This window comes from Candidatus Nitrosotalea sp. TS (assembly GCF_011319465.1).
GTDB lineage: Archaea > Thermoproteota > Nitrososphaeria > Nitrososphaerales > Nitrosopumilaceae > Nitrosotalea.
Genome location: NZ_RCMB01000002.1, coordinates 61,938 through 79,615, shown reverse-complemented (window position 1 = coordinate 79,615; position 17,678 = coordinate 61,938). Strand labels below are relative to the sequence as shown.

Below are 17,678 nucleotides of genomic sequence, written 5' to 3'. Positions count from 1 at the left end.
TTTATCTAATTGGATGGTTTATCCAACCTATCTGGCAACAAGAACATAAACTCCTATGGCAGCAATTACAAAACCTACTAGTGAGTCATTGTATTTTTCTGGAATTTTCTCGAAGGTTTTTGCAAGTCCCACTGTACCGAGCTTGACTAAAAGCAAGAGTGTTAGAATCGAAGCAATTGCAAACACTGCAGATAGCTCCAACGCAAAATAGAACCCCGCTGATATTGCTGAAAGATAAATTGGTATAATGCTAGGATCAGGCGAAAGAGCAGCTCCTAGAACAGCAAAATACCCCATTCCCTGGGTCAGTTTGCCAACACCTTCCTTGACTTCATTATCATGAGTATCGATATTGTGTTCATGTCCGTGGTCATGATGATGGTCTCTTTTTACGACAAGTGGTTTGATCCCGACGATTAGCCCCGCCCCAACCATGATAATTCCAATTCCAGTATCAAGATAGTATGAAATCAAGTGTGAGAATACGAGACCAAGAATTACTACTGCAAGACCCATAACAACAGACAGGCCCACATGACCGACTGCCGCTACAAATGATATTCCGAATAGCTTTTTGGGTGCCCACTGTTTGTTCCTTGCAAGGACACAAAGTGTAACCCAATGGTCAGGCGCTGACATGTGCAGTATTCCAACTACCGCGGCTCCTATCACGTAGGGAAGAAGGCCAATCATTCAAACATGTGTTCCTTGAATTAAAATTGAAAATAAGTTCCTAAAAAATATATCCTCCCCCCTAGGACAGGGCATCAGTAATTAGAATCCTGTAAGACCTGCGATTAATGTGAAGATAATATCCACTAAGAATTGTTCAGTCAGTTTATTGCCCTTGTCTGGAACTTACAAGATTTTTGAACCAGAATAGTAAAACCTACAGTGCCTTGAACTGGTCGCTCCACTTGTAATAGGCGCGAATCATTTCCATGCTTACACTTGGCTTTCGTCTTGTTATGATTTCTTTAAAGTCAGACATGGTAATCTGACGTGGCTGTGGCGGGGATTCTCCAACTACAGGGATCCTGAAATGCGGGCGAATGAAACAAATCGTTTACAACCATTAGCTGTGCAGACTGGCAAATGTCTTTGATGTCACTTGCGCTGTATCCGTCTGCAAGTTTTGCAAGCTCGGCAGGTTTTGCCTTTTCCTCCTTTTGAAGCGGTGCAGTATATAGCTCAAAGAGGTTGACTCGCGCCTCTAGTGTCGGAAGTGATACATAGACTCTCTTTGTGAATCGTCTAAGAAATGGCCAGTCAAGACTCCAGGGTTTGTTGGTTGCCCCTATGACATAGAGTTTGAGATCTTTTCCTTTTCCGTTGATGCCGTCCATCTCGGTCAAGAATTGGTTTTTGACTCTAATCTCTCCGCCTATCTCGCTGTTGCGGTTTCCAAGAAGTGAATCCACTTCATCTATGAACAATATTACTGGCAATCCCTCTTTTTCAGCCATTCCTCTTGCCATGGTAAATAATTTTGAGACATTTTTTTCTGCCTCACCCAACCATTTGCTCATCATGGATGCCGCATCTACATTAATGAAATATCCGTCAATCTCGCTTGCAGTAGCTGCCGCAAGTACGGTCTTGCCACATCCCGGAGGACCATAAAGCAAAATTCCTCTGGGCCAACCAAGTGGAAACAGGTCTGGACGCTTGGCAGGATAAACAATAGATTCTCGGAGTGCGTTTTTTGCATCATCGAGGCCAATTACTTCGGCCCAGCTGACGTTTGGCTTTTCCTTCATTATCAGCGAGTCAAGTTCATTTTTTGCCAGAGACTGCTTCTGCTCTTCAGGGGTTGCTTTTGGATCAACTGCCGGCTCTACTTCCACGTTATTCAGTTGCAGTGCCTTGATACGGTTCTGATATGCGGCAACACGTTCCTGATATACTCTGTTTAGTTTGTTTTCAGGATATAGATGGATTAGTTTTGTTAGAGATTCGATTGCCCTCTGATAGTTAGATATTGCCATGCCGCGTGCTCCTTGAGAGTCAAGCTTTATGGCTTCCGCAGCAAATCTACTTGCACTATTTTCTAATTCTTGCGGGGCTAGGCTCATAATATTATCAACTAAATCTCCACTTCGGTTCTTGTTAGGTAATCACTGGTGTGAACTCGTCTAGTAGGATTTGTTAAATTAATTGAACTTGGCTGTGTTACAGCAGGCGCCTCAATAGCAGGCGAGGCAACAGGCTCTCTTAGCAATGGGATTGTAGATGCGCGGGACAGCCTAAAGTCATCAAGTTTTGTTTGAGACCCCCGTCCAAGGGTCAAAGTCTGGGTCACATCATCGTGCAGCGTGTGAATCTGCTGCAGGGCGACCTCTGCGGATATTACCAAGTCTTCTAGTTCGTCCCTCAATCCGTTGACAGAGTTTGTGGCATGCATGATTATTCCAATAAACTCCTCGAGGAAGACCTTGAGGTCTTTTTTATCCTGATATTTTGTAAGCAGGTATTCAGATGCAAGAATCACCTGTCGCAGGTCCTTTAATTCCTCAACTGAGAGCGTATCAATAAAACCATCATCTCCCTTGTCTTTTTGTGCAATTTTTTGCTCGATCTTTGACGATAGCGTCTTTATTCTAAAAAGAGGATGAGATAGATCCTGCTCTGTGCCATCTCCTGAAAAATTCAACATGAGAGGCCTTGCAGGAAATCTAGATTAGGGAACTGCTTGTATATTTTAGAGTCGGCAATCAATTTAGCTTCATCTAGCAGCCTTCTTGATTCCTCATTTGCCTTCTCAAAGTCAAGACAGGCGCTTGCAAGGTGCGCCGCATCTATTATGACCCCAGACAGGACAAGGGATAGCTCGCCAAGCTCAAAATCAGTTGCAGGCAGCAAGGAGAGCATTCTTGACCTGACTATTCTTACAAGAGATATGGTAGGTGCAAGACCTGCAGGAACATTTCCCATGCCGGCAATGGAGTCAAGGCTTCGCCTTACCTGCCTTAGCGACTCTACGGCATATGAGATTTCAAGCTCGCGCCGCACTTCGCTTTCAAGTGCTTTGAGCGATTCTGCAGTGCCATCAGACCTTCTGTATAGTGACACGTTTGACTCGTTCAAGTCGCGCCTTTTTTGTACCAGGACTTCAAGGATACCATCGACTGTCTCTGTTGCATAGTCCAGTCTTGGTTTGATTGTACTTGCACGGACAACCTGATTTTTAGTCTCATCTTCTATTACCCATTTTGATTGAGTTGTCATTTTCAATTACAAGGTAGGATTTTGATATATCAAAACCATGTTACGACAACTAGTGTCACCACAGTAACACCGTCCGGAGATACAGCTTAGTATTTTTTCTAACCTTTGTTCAATGAATTTAGCTATTGAGCTTACCTTGCAAGTAGCCAATTTCATGCATGGTCAAGGGACAGGATTTAGCAGTAAGCTTGGAAGAGTTTGGTCTGAGCAAATACGAAGCACAGGCCTATGTCACGTTGATTACAAAAGGCACGATTTCCGCAAGCGAGCTTGCATATTATTCCGACCTGCCAAGAACCAAGGTATATCCTACATTACTAAAACTTGAAAAAAAGAAGATTGCAATAATATCAAAAAGCAAGCCGATAATGTGCACGGCCATTGCACCAGAAGACGCATTTGATGAAATCATACAGGAGCAGATAAACCGTGTCAACGCAATGAACAGTCTTACTACCAAACTAAAGCGACTCAGCGAGGACAGTAAAAAGGCAAGAGGCTCAGAAGAAAAAAGATATTTCCACCTTGCCCAGAATTACGTATTCAAACAATTCCAGACAATGATAGAAGGCTCCAAGACATCGATTCATGCAATAATTGATTCATGGGGACTCGGCCTCATCTCCCAGTGCAAAGATGAGCTCTTGGTAGCTCTGAGAAGAAATATTGATGTCAAGATAATAATTCCGTCAAATCTTGTAGGAACAGAAACATTCCACAACCTGCCGTCTGAGATCAAGATCAAGACTGCAGAGGTTTCCCAAAACATGATTACTTTTGACGATTCTGAGATTCTAATGATTAACAGCAGCAATGGCAAGGGCGCGATATTTCTGTCAACAGATGTGCTTGGTACAAACCAGGTCAAGACATTTGAGCATGCCTGGAAGAGCGGCATCAAGGTCAACAATTTGTCAGATATGACCAAGTCAGACGCACAAGAGACCCTCAAGGTAGTGCAACTGGTAAATGAAAATGGACTTGGATTTGTGTTAAATTCAATGCTAAACTCAAAAGGCAAGGGAATTGACCTCATGGTATTTTTGGAGAAAAATGGGCTTGACATACAATCAAAGACACTTGACGAAATAATTTCACTTGTTGACTCTACGTTGGATATCACATGTTCGGGCATCTCAAATACGAGTCGCAGGGCAATCACTTTGTAATAGAATCCAAGATGAACAGCGGACACTCTATCCCTTGGGCGCTTTTGCTTGAAGGATACCTGAACAAAAAAGGAATCAAGACCAAGATGATTTACAATGATCACCAGCATACAGGTGAGAAGATACACATCAAGGTCGATTCAAAAATAGCACTGAGCTAGTACTATATCTTAGAAGCAATTCACAGCAAAACTCTAAAGTCTTCTTTGACGGTATTTAGCACCACATGGGTGTTTGTCCTGCTAACAGACGGCAGCCCCAAAAGATATCTTGCAAATTTTCCAAGCTCGTCCGTATCCCGGAATTTTCCAAGTATGATTGCGTCAGGTGATCCGGTTGTTTCATAGACGCCGTATATGTTTGGGAACTTGGAGAGTTTTTTTCCCATCTCTTCCAGTTTTCCTCCCGATGAAATTATCTCAATCAAGGCAACGATTTGTGAACTTAGTTTTCCTTGATCCACAATTATGGTATAGCCCTTGATTATCCCCTTTGACTCCATATTCTTTATTCTATTAAGAACAGTTCCCGGTGCAATTGCAAGCTCGTCTGCCAGTTGGCGGTAAGAACGCTTTGAGTTCTTCAATAGTTCTTCTAGTATGCGTTTGTCCAGATCGTCAACTGCCATACAATTATGCATATTTGTTCAATAATTAAGGATTTTCTTGGACATTTGTGTTAAAAAATTGGCATATCCCTATATTTATGTACAACGTACCTAAGACATGTCAACATACGACGCGTCGGGTAAAATCCAACAAAGAAAACGCCACGATGAATACATACCAATAGCAGTTGCCATAATGCTGGCATGTGTATTTGTGACCATCTTTGTCATCAACCCAGAAGCTGGAGGATACGGCGGCGGAAACAACCCTGTCGCATTCTACGAATCAGCTGGCTTGATCGTGGCAGGTGTTCTGATAGGATACGTAGTACTCATCTTTAGAGTCAATCCCATGTGGAATTGGTGACTCTTTCAGGGCGTTTGAGTAGGCTACGTGGTACCGTCGGTAGAGCCGTACAGAAAAATGGGGAAAAGACGTTGGACTTTTCCCTTCTCTTGATTTTGACAGAATAACAAAAAATAGGCAATCATTTAGAAGGGGATAGTACAACCAAAATCAAACAACATCTAAATTTAATCATTTTCAGATATTACTAACATGACGTCTGCGGAGCACCAAAAGATGCTAAACTCTCTTGCTATCACTTTGGAATCTCAAGGAATTACAATAACGCACATCGACATTGCAGAGATGCCAGAGTATTTTGATGAAAAGTACAGGAGTCTTCCAAAGCCAAAAGAAAGAGATGGACAGACCCCAGATTTAGAGGGCATGAAGGGCGCACTACGACACCTAGGCGAAGTCAAGACATACATCAAAGACGATCCGAACATAAATGCACAGCTAAAGGCATTTACAGGCAGGGAGATGAACGGCAAGGACATTCCTCTCCACATAGCTGTGCCAAAAGAGCTCAAAAAGGAACTAGAGAAAAAACTGTACAAGCTTGGACTGTACGAAAAATGCAAAAAAGGGTCAATCAGAATCTGGTCATAGCATACATTACAGCTAGTGAAAGCATTTTTTAGCAAAACTCACTTTTCTGATAATACAGTTCTATCGTACCTTTATAAAATCAGTAAAATTATAGCCACTTATCCATGCAGATTTCAAGCGAGTTTAATCCAAAGAAGGTGGAAGATGAGGTCAAGCAACAATTATCAGGCATCGATTTAGAAAAATTAATTTTCGAGTCTCCAAATAAAACAAAAAAAACAGTCTTCATCGAGGGTCCCTCCCACCATGAATGGAACTCCACATGCAGGACATCTTCGCGGCAGAATAATGAAGGATTTGTGGTACAGGTACATGACTCTGCGGGGCTACAAGATTATTTTCAATGCAGGATGGGACACGCAAGGCCTTCCCAGTTGAGCTGCAGGCAGAAAAAGAACTTGGCATTTCTGGAAGCAAGTCACAGGTGATAGAATCTGCAGGAATTGAAAAAATTGTTTTAGAATGCAAAAAAATTGTGCACAGATTCAATGAGCAATGGCTAGAGTCTGACAAATTATTGGGAATGTCATTTAATCCAAAAAAATGCATACTGGACATACAAGGACGAATATATCGAACGAGAATGGAAATATCTAAAAAAAGCTCACGAAAGCGGAATTCTTTCTGAAGCATACAAGGTTGTGGCATACTGTCCAAGCTGCCAGACATCTCTGAGCCATGCCGAAGTAAATCAAGGATATGACACAGTTCAGGACCCATCACTGTACTACAAGGTCAAGATGCAAGACGAGGATCTATACCTCATTGTTTGGACCACAATGCCGTTCACACTTGTTACGGATACAATGGTTGGAGTAAACCCAGATGAAGATTATGTCCATGTCAGAGTTGGAGATGAGACATGGCTTGTAGGCAAAAGCAGACTAGAAGAATTTGTAAAAGAGGCCAGAGTCGAAGAACACACAGTCATCAAGGAAGTAAAGGGCTCTACACTTGAAGGAAAAAAATACATCCATCCCCTTTTAGACGAGATCCCAGGACTCAAAGAGCGTTCCACTCTTCCCAATTTTCACATCGTAGTGTCAGAGAATTTTGTTGATGTGCAGACAGGAAGCGGACTTGTCCACCTGTCACCTGCAAACGGCGAAGAAGATTTTGAGATTGCAACAAAAAGAAAGATACCAATTTTTAACCCAATAAATGACGAGGCAAAATTTACAAAAGATGCAGGTGCCTTTGCAGGACTTTTTGTAAGAGATGCAGATGACAAGATAGTTGCAGCAGTCAAGGAAAAAAATGCCCTTGTGAGAATAGGAAAGATAAAGCATCAATATCCATTGTGCTGGAGATCACAGCACAAACTGCTATGGCTTGCAAGAAGGGGCTTTTTTTATTTTCTTGACAGGCTAGGAGACAAGGCAATAAAGGCAGCAGAGAGTGTCGAGTATTTTTTTGAGCCGCCAAGAAACAGGTTTGTCGAGATAATCAAGGACAGACACCCTTGGTGCATCTCACGGGAGCGCATCTGGGGCTGCCCGTTACCCCTTTGGAACTGTAAAAATTGCGGTAACCAAAAATGGTTCTTCTCAAGAGATGACATCATAAAGGCAGCATCGGATCTTCCAGATGGTCCAAATTTTGAGATGCATAGGCCATGGATAGATAAAGTTGCGATAAGCTGTGGCAAGTGCAAATCGAAAATGGAAAGAGAGCAGTTTGTTTTGGATACATGGCACAACAGCGGAGCTGCACCATATGCGTCACTTTCAAACAACGACTATCAAGAATACATCCCAGCGGCATTTCTTACTGAAGGCATAGACCAGACAAGAGGATGGGCATACACACTACTAATTGAAAACGTGATATTCAACGATGCGCCGATCGCACCTTTCAAATCATTTCTGTTCCAGGGACACGTTCTTGACAAAAACGGCAACAAGATGAGCAAGAGTCAGGGAAATGTTCTGGATGCAATTGAACTGCTAAACAAGTATTCTGTAGATTTGATTCGACTGTATTTCATGTGGAAATCAAGCCCCATAGAGCCCCTCAACTTTAGCACAGACGAGCTTGTCTCAAGGCCATACCAGATCCTCAGCACACTTTATCACTTGCACATTTACCTGAAACAAAATAGCGAATACGACAAGTATGACAAGACTTTCACAGTACAATGGGCAAAAGACAGGAATCTCCTAAAAGAGCCAGAGATTTGGATTCTGTCAAAGCTACAAAAATTAATCTCATCTGTAATAGAGTCCCAAGACAGATGCAGGTTCCATGAAGCAGCAAGGGCAATAGATGACTATATCATAAATTCTGTAAGCCAGGTGTACATCCCAATCACAAGAGAGGAGCTGTGGACAGAAGACGAATCATCAAGGGAAAGAAGGCTTGCAATCTATGCCACATTGTATGAGATTTTAAAAACAATCGATGTCCTGATTCATCCAATCTGCCCGTTTACAACACAGTATCTGTACACCACAATGTTTTCTGAAAAAAAGAGCATACTCTTGGAAGACTTTCCCTCCCCACAACAATCACTAGTCAGTGAAAAAATAGAAGAATCATTTGACCTGATGAAAGAAGCAGTATCAGTTTCAGCAGCTGCAAGAATGAAGGGAAAACTAAAACGAAGATGGCCATTAAATGAAGCAATCATTTGCGTGGAGCCATCACAGAAACAAAAACTAGAATCCCTGTCAGACTTGCTTGTATCACAACTCAATGTAGAAAAATACAAAATAATTGAGCTGCCAAAATCAGAAGGGCTTGAGCTTGTATCAAACCTGATAAAATCCGGATTGCCCATCACACCCAAGGTCGAACTTGAACGAAAGAAGATAGGTCCAAAAGCAAAACAAGAGATGGGAAGCCTTGTGGCAAAGTTTTCAGAGACGGACCCTGCCGTGATTGTTGATGGATTACTGAAAAATGGAACATTTGGCTTTGATCTTGGCGGCAACAAAATTGAGCTAGACCGAGATGACTTTATAGTAGATTTTACAGAAAAAGAAGGCCATGCGATGGCAAGACGTGATTCGCTCATAGTGTTTATCAGCACGTCAAGAAACCGTGAGATGATGGCGCGCGGCCTGGTTCGAGACATAGCAAGAAGGTTGCAGGTGCTCAGAAAAGAGCGCGGATACAACCCAACTGATGTCTTGGATGCAGCATACATCCAAGGCCTTGATGAGGATTCCCTCACAATGGTCAACGAAAAGCAGTCAGAACTTGCCTTTCTTGTAAGGGTAAAAAGGGTTGAATTTTCAGACAAGGCCAAAAGTTACAAAGACGAAGATCTTGATGGTCAAAAGATCCAAATCTCTATAGAGTAGGGTTTTATCTATCCAATTTAATAATTAAACAGAGATTAATTCTCATGCCCAAGCAAATAACTCTTGATGGTTGGCTTTTGTCCCACTTTCAAGTATTGCTAAAAAAGGGATCCTCTCATCGTGGCAAGGACAAAGACGCCCATTGTATTATACAGAAACAGCATGGAAGAGGAAGGAGACTCTTACCAAGAAACAGTCTGCACACTGAACTGACGGTTATGTAATAGTACAAGTGGTGACATCTGGAGGAAGCATACCTCCAAGTTTTCAACAACAGCTAGTTTTTACAGTAGAAGAGTTCCCAGGATGGCTTGTGAAAAAAAGCAGGGACCTCTTGCTTTCGTGCGTAGACTTGCTAGAAGAGCAATTTAGTTGATTAAACCAACACAATAACAAAGGGGGTCTGTTCCGGATGACTTCCACCAAGAACAGACCGCCTTGGTAAGAATCTACAACTTACATCGATAACTACGTGGTACCTATTGAAAAGACTGTGTTCGTTCATTGTGAAACATTCTGTGTTTTCCATAATTGCAAATGACTGCAGCGCGCAACTAGGGCACTAATGAATAGCCGTGTGTTTTTATCAGATTCTGTATCTTGTTTATGATGTCATCGGTGTTTACATTTGGTTCCATACTTAGCAATACAAGATTTGTCGCCATAAAATGGAAAGTTACCATGATGACCTTTGGATACATGGTAATTGAAAATATGGGTTCGCCCAATTTTTCCACCATGTATCGGCGCATGGATGCCCTTACAACCTCTGTCTTTACGGATATCATGTTTTCTTCATCTGTAAAATGGCTTTTCACATTTTTCTGTAACTTGTGATATATCTTCTCGTCATGATACACCCCAACGTAGCGAATTTTTTTATTCGTGGCAAGTATCAGGTCACAAAATTCCAGTATTTTCATGCATTGGACAGATTCAATGCGGTTTTGTTTTATATCAAATAGGTAGATTACTAGAATTGAGCACAAGATGAACTATAGAAATGTTGTAAAAAGTCAATAAAATTGAAAAAAATAACAGAATCTAATCACAATAGCGTTTTATTTCATCTTAAGCCATTTAAAACTAAAAATTGTAAAGTTATGGAGTATGACCGAGTGTCTATTAGGACACCCTCTTGCCTGGTCGTTACTCCAAAAAATGACTAACCTGTAGCATTTTTAACTCTCCTTATCACAAAAATCCAATCTTATGATACACTACCAAATATTCCCAGAACAAACCCAATACACAAACAACAAATCAAAAAGATGATCAGCTAAATATTTTATAACACAAGCAGCATTGTGAAACGAGCCAATTATCAATTAACCCAAATGACTGTACATACAGATTATAAAGACCATAAAAATGAAATCTTTCCATGCGTTTACTTGAATATCAGGCCAAGGCATTATTTGCAGATTATAAAATTCCAATTCCTCAAGGATTAACATCTGTCACCATAGAACAAGGCAGAAAGGATGCCGAAAAACTTGGCTTTCCATTTGTCATCAAGGCGCAGATGGCAGTGGGTGGAAGAGGAAAAGCAGGGGCCATCCAAAAGTGTCACAATGCAGATGAGTTTGAATTAAAGTATCCAGAAATAATGCAAAAAGTAGTCAAAGGAGAAAAGACAAAGGCAATCTTGCTTGAAAAAATGGCAGATATCAAAAAAGAACTTTACCTTTCATTGTTTTTGAACAGAAGCAAAAGATGCTATACCGTGATATCTTCTGCAGAAGGAGGTGTAGAGATAGAGTCTGTCAAGAACCAGATAATACACGAAGTAGGACTTGGAAATGTTGATACAAAAACTGCAGAAGAAATAGGCAAAGAAATGGGGTTAAAAGACAAGGCACTCACACAGTTTGTCGACATACTTCAAAAATTATCCAAAGTTACAGTAGAAAAGGAAGCAGAGTTGGCTGAGATCAATCCCCTTGCAATACTAAAGGACGATTCACTTGTTGCACTAGACGGTAAAATGATAATTGACGATAATTCCATGTTCAGGCATGACGAGTTGCGCAAATTCCAGGAGGTCTCAGAACTTGAAGAACGCGCTGAAAAAAGCGGCTTCTCACTAGTCGAGCTTGATGGCAACATTGCCGTTGTAGGTAACGGAGCAGGTCTTGTCATGTCTACATTGGATATGCTATCTGACAATGGAGGAAAACCAGCATGTTTTCTGGATGTTGGGGCGGAGCAACAACTGATACCGTATACGAAGCTCTTACTTTGATTAGTAAAATGAAAAAAGTCAAGGGCATACTTGTAAATCTTTACGGAGGAATTGTAAAAACAACTACTGTTGCTACTGCATTCATCAAGGCATACGATACCAAGCTGGTTGACGTGCCAGTCTTTGCAAGAATGTCAGGTGCAGAGGCAGACAAATCAAAAGAGATGCTAAAGGGCTCTAGAACAAAAATGTTTGATACAATTGAAGAAGCAATAAATGCCGCAGTAATTGAGGTAAATAAAAATGGCTGATCTTTTTGAATTATTAATCGGAAAGGAAGGAGACAAGGACTACAAAAAAAAGTCAGTAATTGTTCAGGGAATCACGGGAAAGTTTGGATCACTGCATACACAGCAAATGCTTGCATATGGCACAAACATTGTTGCCGGAGTTACCCCTGGAAAAGGCGGACAAAAATTTGAAGGCGTTCCAATTTATGAAAACATGAAAGATGCGGTAAGCGCGAACTGGCTGCAAAAATTTCAATAATCTTTGTTCCTGCAAAGTTTTTCCTCGGTGCAGCAGTTGAGGCCCTAGAGTCTGGAATCAAGCTGCTAATTGCAATCCCAGAGCACGTACCAATAAAAGATGCGTTAACAGTAGTTGAACTGTCAAAAAAATACGATGCAATCGTGGTTGGACCAAATACCCCCGGAGTAATAATACCAGGAGTCATCAAGATTGGAATCATGCCAGCATCCCCATTCAAGCCTGGAAGAATCGCAGTGCTTTCACGAAGCGGCACTCTCATGTATGAAGTCTCCAACAATCTATCACTGGCAAATTTTGGTCAAAGCATCTGTTTTGGAATAGGCGGAGACCCAATTAACGGATCACCCCTGATACAGGCATTTGACACAATTCGAAACGGAGCCAACATAGACGGAGTAGTTGTCGTAGGAGAGATAGGTGGTGATGCTGAAGAGATGCTGGCGCAACATATCATTGATACCAAGTTTGACAAGCCCGTTGTAGCATATATTGCAGGACGTGCAGCTCCAAAGGAGAAAAGAATGGGTCACGCAGGTGCCATAATTTATGGAACATACGGTTCAGCAGAATCCAAGGTGTCCATGTATGCCAAGGCAAACGTACCTGTTGCCAAGAGGCCTGCTGAAGTGCCAATGCTGCTTGCAGGAAAGTTAGAAAAGGGTAGAAACAAATAGCAGACAAATAGGATGAAAAATAGAAAATGCCAATTACAGATCCATTAAAAAAACAGATTGCTCAAAAGGCAAGACTTTACTTTAAGGTCTGCTTCTCATGCGGTGCCAAAAATTCAATGTCAGCTAGCAAGATGCCGCAAGTGCCACAATCCTTACCTGAGATTGAAGAACAGAACACTGGGCATAAAGAAGTAATCAGTGCCTCCGCAGCTACAATCGTTGCCATCTGATACTATCCTAAACTTGTTGTTTGCCTCAAACTTTGATTTCTGGTAGTGTGCAATGTTCAGTACCCTGTCAATTACTGATTGGTCAACACCATTCATTTTTCCAGCAAACCAATTTTCCAATTCTGCTAATACTATAACTGTCTCCGCTTTCAAGTATTTTTTTAAATGTCAACTTTTACAAGATCATCATCATTATACCCCAAAGACTTGGCATTTGATACAAGTCCATGAAGTTGCTCCTAACAGCAAAAATGATTCTCTTCTCATGAAATTTCTTTTTTCTTCCATCCTATAAGAATTTTCAAAAAACAAATCATGTCAGATTCCATCATAGCGTTCAAACAAGGAACTCTTGATATAGAGGCAACAACAAATTCAGCTGAAAGCATTTGTTCATAATTAACTTTAAAAATTATGAAGAGATTTCAGCAGGCAATTCATTACGACTGGCAAAGGCTGCGTCAAAGATTGCCAAAAAATACAAAACAAAAATCATCGTGTGTCCTCCACAACATTTGATATCTGAAGTGGCCAAACTTCCAGTTACAGTGTTTTCTCAGCATACAGACATCTCAAAAGTTGGCAGCACTACAGGATTTGTTGTTCCAGAGCTTTTAAAAAAATCAAGAGTCAGCGGGTCTCTAGTTAATCACAGCGAACATCAGGATTTCAAGTCAAGACTATTGAACAGTTAGTTCTGAGACTGAAGAGTTTGAAGATGACATCTGTTGTATGCGTAAAAGATGTAAATGAGGCAAAAAAATATGCAAAGCTAAATCCCGACTATATCGCAATAGAGCCGCCTGAGCTGATAGGAAGTGGAAAAGCAGTGTCAAAGGAAAGACCTGAGATCATAACAAATTCTGTCAAGGCAGTAAAAGATGCAAAAAATTCCACCAAGTTGCTCTGCGGTGCAGGCATTGTCACAGGAGATGATGTGTCAAAGGCACTTGAGCTTGGAGCAAACGGCATTCTAGTTGCAAGTGGCATAGTCAAGGCCAAGAATTGGGAGAAAACAATTGGCGAGTTTGCTCAGGCCTTCACAAAAAGCAGAAAAATTTGATATTCCTCGGTTAATAGAGTTCCTGTGTGAAGTCAGTCTATTTTTTTAACGAAGGCGACGGAAAGAACAAGAAATTGTTTGGCGGCAAGGGCGCAGGCCTGATGGAGATGACAAGGCTTGGACTTGCAGTGCCTCCAGGTTTTACAATTACAACAGATGTTTGCACCAAATACTATAGCAACAACAAGAAGCTGCCAAGAAACCTCATGGTAGAAGTAAAAAAAAATATTCAAAAAATTGAGAGAAGAACAGGCAAGAAATTTGGCTCTGAGAAAAACCCTCTCTTGGTATCCGTAAGATCAGGCGCTTCAGTATCAATGCCTGGCATGATGGATACCATTCTTAATTTGGGATTAAATGACAAGACAGTTTTAGGGCTTGCAAATTCAAGCAAGAATCCAAGATTTGCACTTGATTCTTATCGAAGATTTGTCCAGTTGTTTGGCAAAGTAGTCTTTGGCGTAGATGACAAAAAATTTGAAAGTGTTCTGCATTGATGCAAAAAAGCAACAAAACGTACAACATGATTACGAATTAAACGAAGAGTCACTGCAAAAAATAGTATCACAGTACAAAACAATCTGCCAAGAACATACTGGAAAGCAGTTTCCAGAGGATCCATACAAACAACTTGAGCTTGCAATAGAGGCAGTATTTAAGAGCTGGATGGGCGAGAGGGCAGTAGTATACAGAGAAAAATATAAAATTTCAAAAGATGCCGCAAGTGGAACTGCAGTAAATGTTGTCACCATGGTATTTGGCAACATGGGAAGTGACAGTGCAACAGGTGTGGTCTTTACGCGCGATCCTTCGGATGGTTCAAAAAAGATCTTCGGGAATATCTTGTCAATGCTCAAGGAGAGGATGTCGTAGCAGGCATCAGGACACCGCAGCCAATAGACCACATGTCAAAAGAAATGCCCTCAACATACAAACAATTGCTCAATACATGCAACAAACTTGAAAGACATTTCAAGGAACCTCAAGATATTGAATTCACAGTTGAGAAAGGTCGGTTCTACCTGTTGCAGACACGCTCTGCCAAAATGAATACAGCTGGCATGATTAGAACATCAGTTTCAATGGTAAAAGAAAAAATGATATCAAAAGAGCGAGCAATCCTTCGTCTGCATCCTGAAGATCTAGACCAAATTTTGCACAGAACTATAGATACAGAAGCAGTAAAGAGATTCAGCCCATAACAAAAGGCATACCTGCATCACCAGGCGCTGCGTCCGGCATTGTCATATTTGATGTAAAAAGAGCAGCAAGTGCGGGTGAGAGCGGAGCAAAGGTCATCTTGGTCAGAGAAGAGACCAAGCCAGAAGATGTGCCTGCGTTTTTTTCATCAGCTGGAATTCTTACAAGCAGAGGCTGGAAAGACATCTCATGCGGCAGTGGTGGCAAGAGGGATGGGAAAACCATGCATTGTTGGGATGCTCTGATATCAAAATAGATTATTCTGCAAAGCAATTCTTGGTCAATGGCAAAACTGTTAGCGAGGGAGATACCATAACAGTGGACGGAAGCACTGGCAATGTGTACACAGGCAGATATACCTACAGTTGAGCCAAAACTGACAGACGACTTTAGAACGATACTAGAATGGTCCGAGAAATTCAAAACACTTGGAATACGAGCCAATGCAGACACACCAGAAGCTGCAAAACTTGCTCGATCATATGGCGCAAAAGGAATTGGATTGTGCAGAACAGAAAGAATGTTCAATGCACGAGATAGACTTGACAGTCTTTGTAGAGATGATAATGACAAAGACTATACAAGAAAGAAAAGCAGTATTGGAGAAGCTTCGCATATTACAAAAACATGATTTCAAGGAGATTCTCAAAATAATGCAAGGGTACCACGTAACAATCAGACTCTTAGACCCTCCATTACACGAGTTTCTGCCAAACACTGAGGAGTTGATGAACAAGATACATTCCCTAGAAAAACAAGGCCTCCCAGAGCAAATAATTCAGACACCAGAAAATATTTGACAGAGCAAAAGAGCTGGCAGAGGTTCAATCCAATGATGGGCCATCGCGGAGTCAGAGTAGGCGTCACTTATCCAGAAATATACGAGATGCAAATTAGAGCAATATGTGAAGCAGCGGCAGAGCTTAGAGTAGAAAAAATAGACGTTCATCCACAGATAATGATTCCACAGGTTGGAAGCATAAACGAATTGAGATATATCAAAAAAATATACGATTCCATAAAATCAGATGTTGAATCAAAGTTTAGAGTCAAACTGAAAATGAATTTTGGCACAATGATGGAAGTTGTCAGGGCTTGTCTGACATCTGCTGAGCTTGCACAGACGGCTGAGTTCTTTAGCTTTGGAACAAATGACCTCACCCAGGCAGTATTTAGCTTTAGCAGAGAGGATGCAGAGGGAAAATTCCTTCCAGAATATTTTGAAAAAGACATAATGGCAGAAAATCCATTCCAGTCGCTAGACATCAACGGAGTAGGAGACCTCATGCAGATTGCAATATCAAGAGGCAGGGATGTCAAACCAAATCTTGAGATAGGAGTCTGCGGCGAGCATGGAGGAGACCCCCGTTCAATCAAGTTCTGCAATATGGTCAGATTAACATATGTGAGCGCATCAGCACATAGAGTGCCAATAGCAATACTTGCAGCAGCACAGGCAGCCCTTGAAGACTCGAAAAAATCCTCAAAAAAAGTGGTACGTGACAGATAATGCTACCAAGACTTGAATCCATAAAACAGGCAAGACAGAAAATTGGATTGACGCAACAAAAGCTTGCCTCCCTTACAGGCGTCAGCACCTCCATGATAAATCAGATCGAGTCTGGAAGATGTCAGCCAAGCTATGCCACTGCAAGAAAAATATTCGAGGTGCTGTGGTCACTTGAAAGCCAATCGGCAATGAAAGCAGGCGACATTTGCAGCAAAGAGATTGTAAAACTAAAGACAAGTGACACCTTAAATGACGCAATAAAAAAAATGCAGGACTTGTCAATTAGTCAGGTTCCGGTGTTTGAAGGAACTGAAGTAATGGGCGTAGTGACAGAGGACGGCATAGTAAAACATCTCATTGACAATGATGAGACGCAAAGAAAGAAGATAAGACTGTCAGAGATAATGGATCCCCGTCCACCATTGTAGATTACAACACACCTGTCAAGACACTGGTCTCACTAATACGATATTCAAAATGTGTTCTTGTTTCAAAAAATACCAAGATTGTCGGAATAATTACCGCATCTGACACGCTAAAGATTGTAGAATGATTATACTCTTTCTTTAAAAAATACCCTTGAGGAGTTTTTTCTATTCTGCACAATACAAGAAAAATTACATATAGAGACCGTGGATTGCAGACTTTCTCTACGTGGTTTTGTTGTATTATTCCACGGTTTCTACTTGCAGTTCTTGCACATTAGATGAATATATTCAACAGTGTGTTTAGTTCAAACATACTTTACAACAAACACAAAATTAATCATTTTATTATAAACAAACACAATCTTTTGTATTCACATCCATAATCAATAATGCAGATTCTCTACCGACGGAAGTTCTAAGGTCAAATCCTTAGAACAACCGTCAATTGAGTCTGTTATTTTTTCATAATGTCATTATTTGAGACCATGGTTCAGATTAGAAAGCGCCAAGATTAGCATTTTCACCGCTTTTTGCGTGTCATTATCTTAAAAGCAGACCACATCATCATT

Annotated in this window: 15 protein-coding genes and 6 pseudogenes; 15 read left to right on the top strand and 6 right to left on the bottom strand. The window is 41.2% G+C overall.

The window, feature by feature from the left end:
• Positions 1-27 precede the first annotated feature (27 nt).
• From DYY67_RS00865 to DYY67_RS00850, 4 genes and pseudogenes are all read right to left on the bottom strand, one after another.
• Complete coding sequence (locus DYY67_RS00865) at positions 28-693, bottom strand: hypothetical protein (protein ID WP_166389928.1); 666 nt, start codon at positions 691-693, stop codon at positions 28-30.
• Positions 694-889: 196 nt separating this feature from the next.
• Positions 890-2,075: pseudogene (locus DYY67_RS00860) on the bottom strand (AAA family ATPase).
• Positions 2,076-2,086: 11 nt separating this feature from the next.
• Positions 2,087-2,656, bottom strand: coding sequence for a hypothetical protein (locus DYY67_RS00855; RefSeq protein ID WP_166389925.1), 570 nt, complete (start codon positions 2,654-2,656; stop codon positions 2,087-2,089).
• The gene (locus DYY67_RS00850; RefSeq protein WP_166389923.1) at positions 2,650-3,228 is read right to left on the bottom strand and encodes a hypothetical protein; all 579 of its coding nucleotides are present in this window, start codon (positions 3,226-3,228) and stop codon (positions 2,650-2,652) included. The genes DYY67_RS00855 and DYY67_RS00850 overlap by 7 nt, the downstream gene beginning before the upstream one ends.
• 158 nt (positions 3,229-3,386) lie before the next feature.
• Between DYY67_RS00850 and DYY67_RS00845 the strand changes: the two genes are divergently transcribed.
• A complete protein-coding gene (locus tag DYY67_RS00845) occupies positions 3,387-4,397 on the top strand; it encodes a TrmB family transcriptional regulator (RefSeq protein WP_255492581.1) in 1,011 nt (336 codons plus the stop codon).
• A gap of 11 nt (positions 4,398-4,408) precedes the next feature.
• A complete protein-coding gene (locus DYY67_RS10310) occupies positions 4,409-4,558 on the top strand; it encodes a hypothetical protein (RefSeq protein ID WP_255492580.1) in 150 nt (49 codons plus the stop codon).
• 20 nt (positions 4,559-4,578) lie between these two features.
• Here the strand turns inward: DYY67_RS10310 and DYY67_RS00840 are convergent, their stop codons facing one another.
• Complete coding sequence (locus tag DYY67_RS00840) at positions 4,579-5,025, bottom strand: Lrp/AsnC family transcriptional regulator (RefSeq protein WP_166389921.1); 447 nt, start codon at positions 5,023-5,025, stop codon at positions 4,579-4,581.
• Positions 5,026-5,122: 97 nt separating this feature from the next.
• Between DYY67_RS00840 and DYY67_RS00835 the strand changes: the two genes are divergently transcribed.
• The 6 genes from DYY67_RS00835 (at position 5,123) to DYY67_RS11370 (ending at position 9,643) form a co-directional block, all read left to right on the top strand.
• Positions 5,123-5,371: a hypothetical protein gene (locus DYY67_RS00835; protein WP_166389919.1), complete on the top strand. Its 249-nt coding sequence runs from the start codon at positions 5,123-5,125 to the stop codon at positions 5,369-5,371.
• 192 nt (positions 5,372-5,563) lie between these two features.
• The gene (locus tag DYY67_RS00830) at positions 5,564-5,962 is read left to right on the top strand and encodes a hypothetical protein (protein WP_166389917.1); all 399 of its coding nucleotides are present in this window, start codon (positions 5,564-5,566) and stop codon (positions 5,960-5,962) included.
• 246 nt (positions 5,963-6,208) lie between these two features.
• On the top strand, positions 6,209-6,340 hold the full coding sequence (locus DYY67_RS11790; protein WP_445082557.1) for a class I tRNA ligase family protein: 132 nt from the start codon (positions 6,209-6,211) through the stop codon (positions 6,338-6,340).
• On the top strand, positions 6,306-6,590 hold the full coding sequence (locus tag DYY67_RS11785) for a hypothetical protein (protein WP_445082556.1): 285 nt from the start codon (positions 6,306-6,308) through the stop codon (positions 6,588-6,590). The genes DYY67_RS11790 and DYY67_RS11785 overlap by 35 nt, the downstream gene beginning before the upstream one ends.
• Entirely contained in the window at positions 6,496-9,267 is a 2,772-nt protein-coding gene (locus tag DYY67_RS00825) for a class I tRNA ligase family protein (protein WP_445082560.1), read from the top strand. The genes DYY67_RS11785 and DYY67_RS00825 overlap by 95 nt, the downstream gene beginning before the upstream one ends.
• Positions 9,268-9,502: 235 nt before the next feature.
• Positions 9,503-9,643 (top strand): hypothetical protein, encoded by a 141-nt coding sequence (locus tag DYY67_RS11370; protein ID WP_320415885.1) that lies wholly within the window; start codon positions 9,503-9,505, stop codon positions 9,641-9,643.
• 178 nt (positions 9,644-9,821) lie between these two features.
• On the opposite strand, the gene DYY67_RS00815 is transcribed toward DYY67_RS11370, so the two are convergent.
• The gene (locus tag DYY67_RS00815; protein ID WP_166389915.1) at positions 9,822-10,190 is read right to left on the bottom strand and encodes a hypothetical protein; all 369 of its coding nucleotides are present in this window, start codon (positions 10,188-10,190) and stop codon (positions 9,822-9,824) included.
• A 461-nt stretch (positions 10,191-10,651) separates the two neighbouring features.
• On the opposite strand from DYY67_RS00815, the pseudogene DYY67_RS00810 reads away from it, so the two are divergent.
• The 7 genes and pseudogenes from DYY67_RS00810 to DYY67_RS00785 all read left to right on the top strand — a co-directional run bounded on the left by DYY67_RS00810 (position 10,652) and on the right by DYY67_RS00785 (position 17,234).
• Positions 10,652-11,763, top strand: a pseudogene (locus DYY67_RS00810) (succinate--CoA ligase subunit beta).
• Positions 11,756-12,678, top strand: a pseudogene (locus tag DYY67_RS00805) (succinate--CoA ligase subunit alpha). The pseudogenes DYY67_RS00810 and DYY67_RS00805 overlap by 8 nt, the downstream one beginning before the upstream one ends.
• A gap of 26 nt (positions 12,679-12,704) precedes the next feature.
• Positions 12,705-12,873 (top strand): annotated as a pseudogene (locus DYY67_RS00800) (50S ribosomal protein L40e).
• Between the two features lie 424 nt (positions 12,874-13,297).
• The gene (locus tag DYY67_RS11780; protein ID WP_445082555.1) at positions 13,298-13,603 is read left to right on the top strand and encodes a triose-phosphate isomerase; all 306 of its coding nucleotides are present in this window, start codon (positions 13,298-13,300) and stop codon (positions 13,601-13,603) included.
• A gap of 23 nt (positions 13,604-13,626) precedes the next feature.
• Positions 13,627-13,971 (top strand): triose-phosphate isomerase, encoded by a 345-nt coding sequence (locus tag DYY67_RS11775; protein WP_445082554.1) that lies wholly within the window; start codon positions 13,627-13,629, stop codon positions 13,969-13,971.
• Positions 13,972-13,997: 26 nt separating this feature from the next.
• Positions 13,998-16,681 (top strand): annotated as a pseudogene (gene ppdK / locus DYY67_RS11770) (pyruvate, phosphate dikinase).
• Positions 16,681-17,234 (top strand): annotated as a pseudogene (locus tag DYY67_RS00785) (CBS domain-containing protein). The pseudogenes ppdK and DYY67_RS00785 overlap by 1 nt, the downstream one beginning before the upstream one ends.
• Positions 17,235-17,678 lie beyond the last annotated feature (444 nt).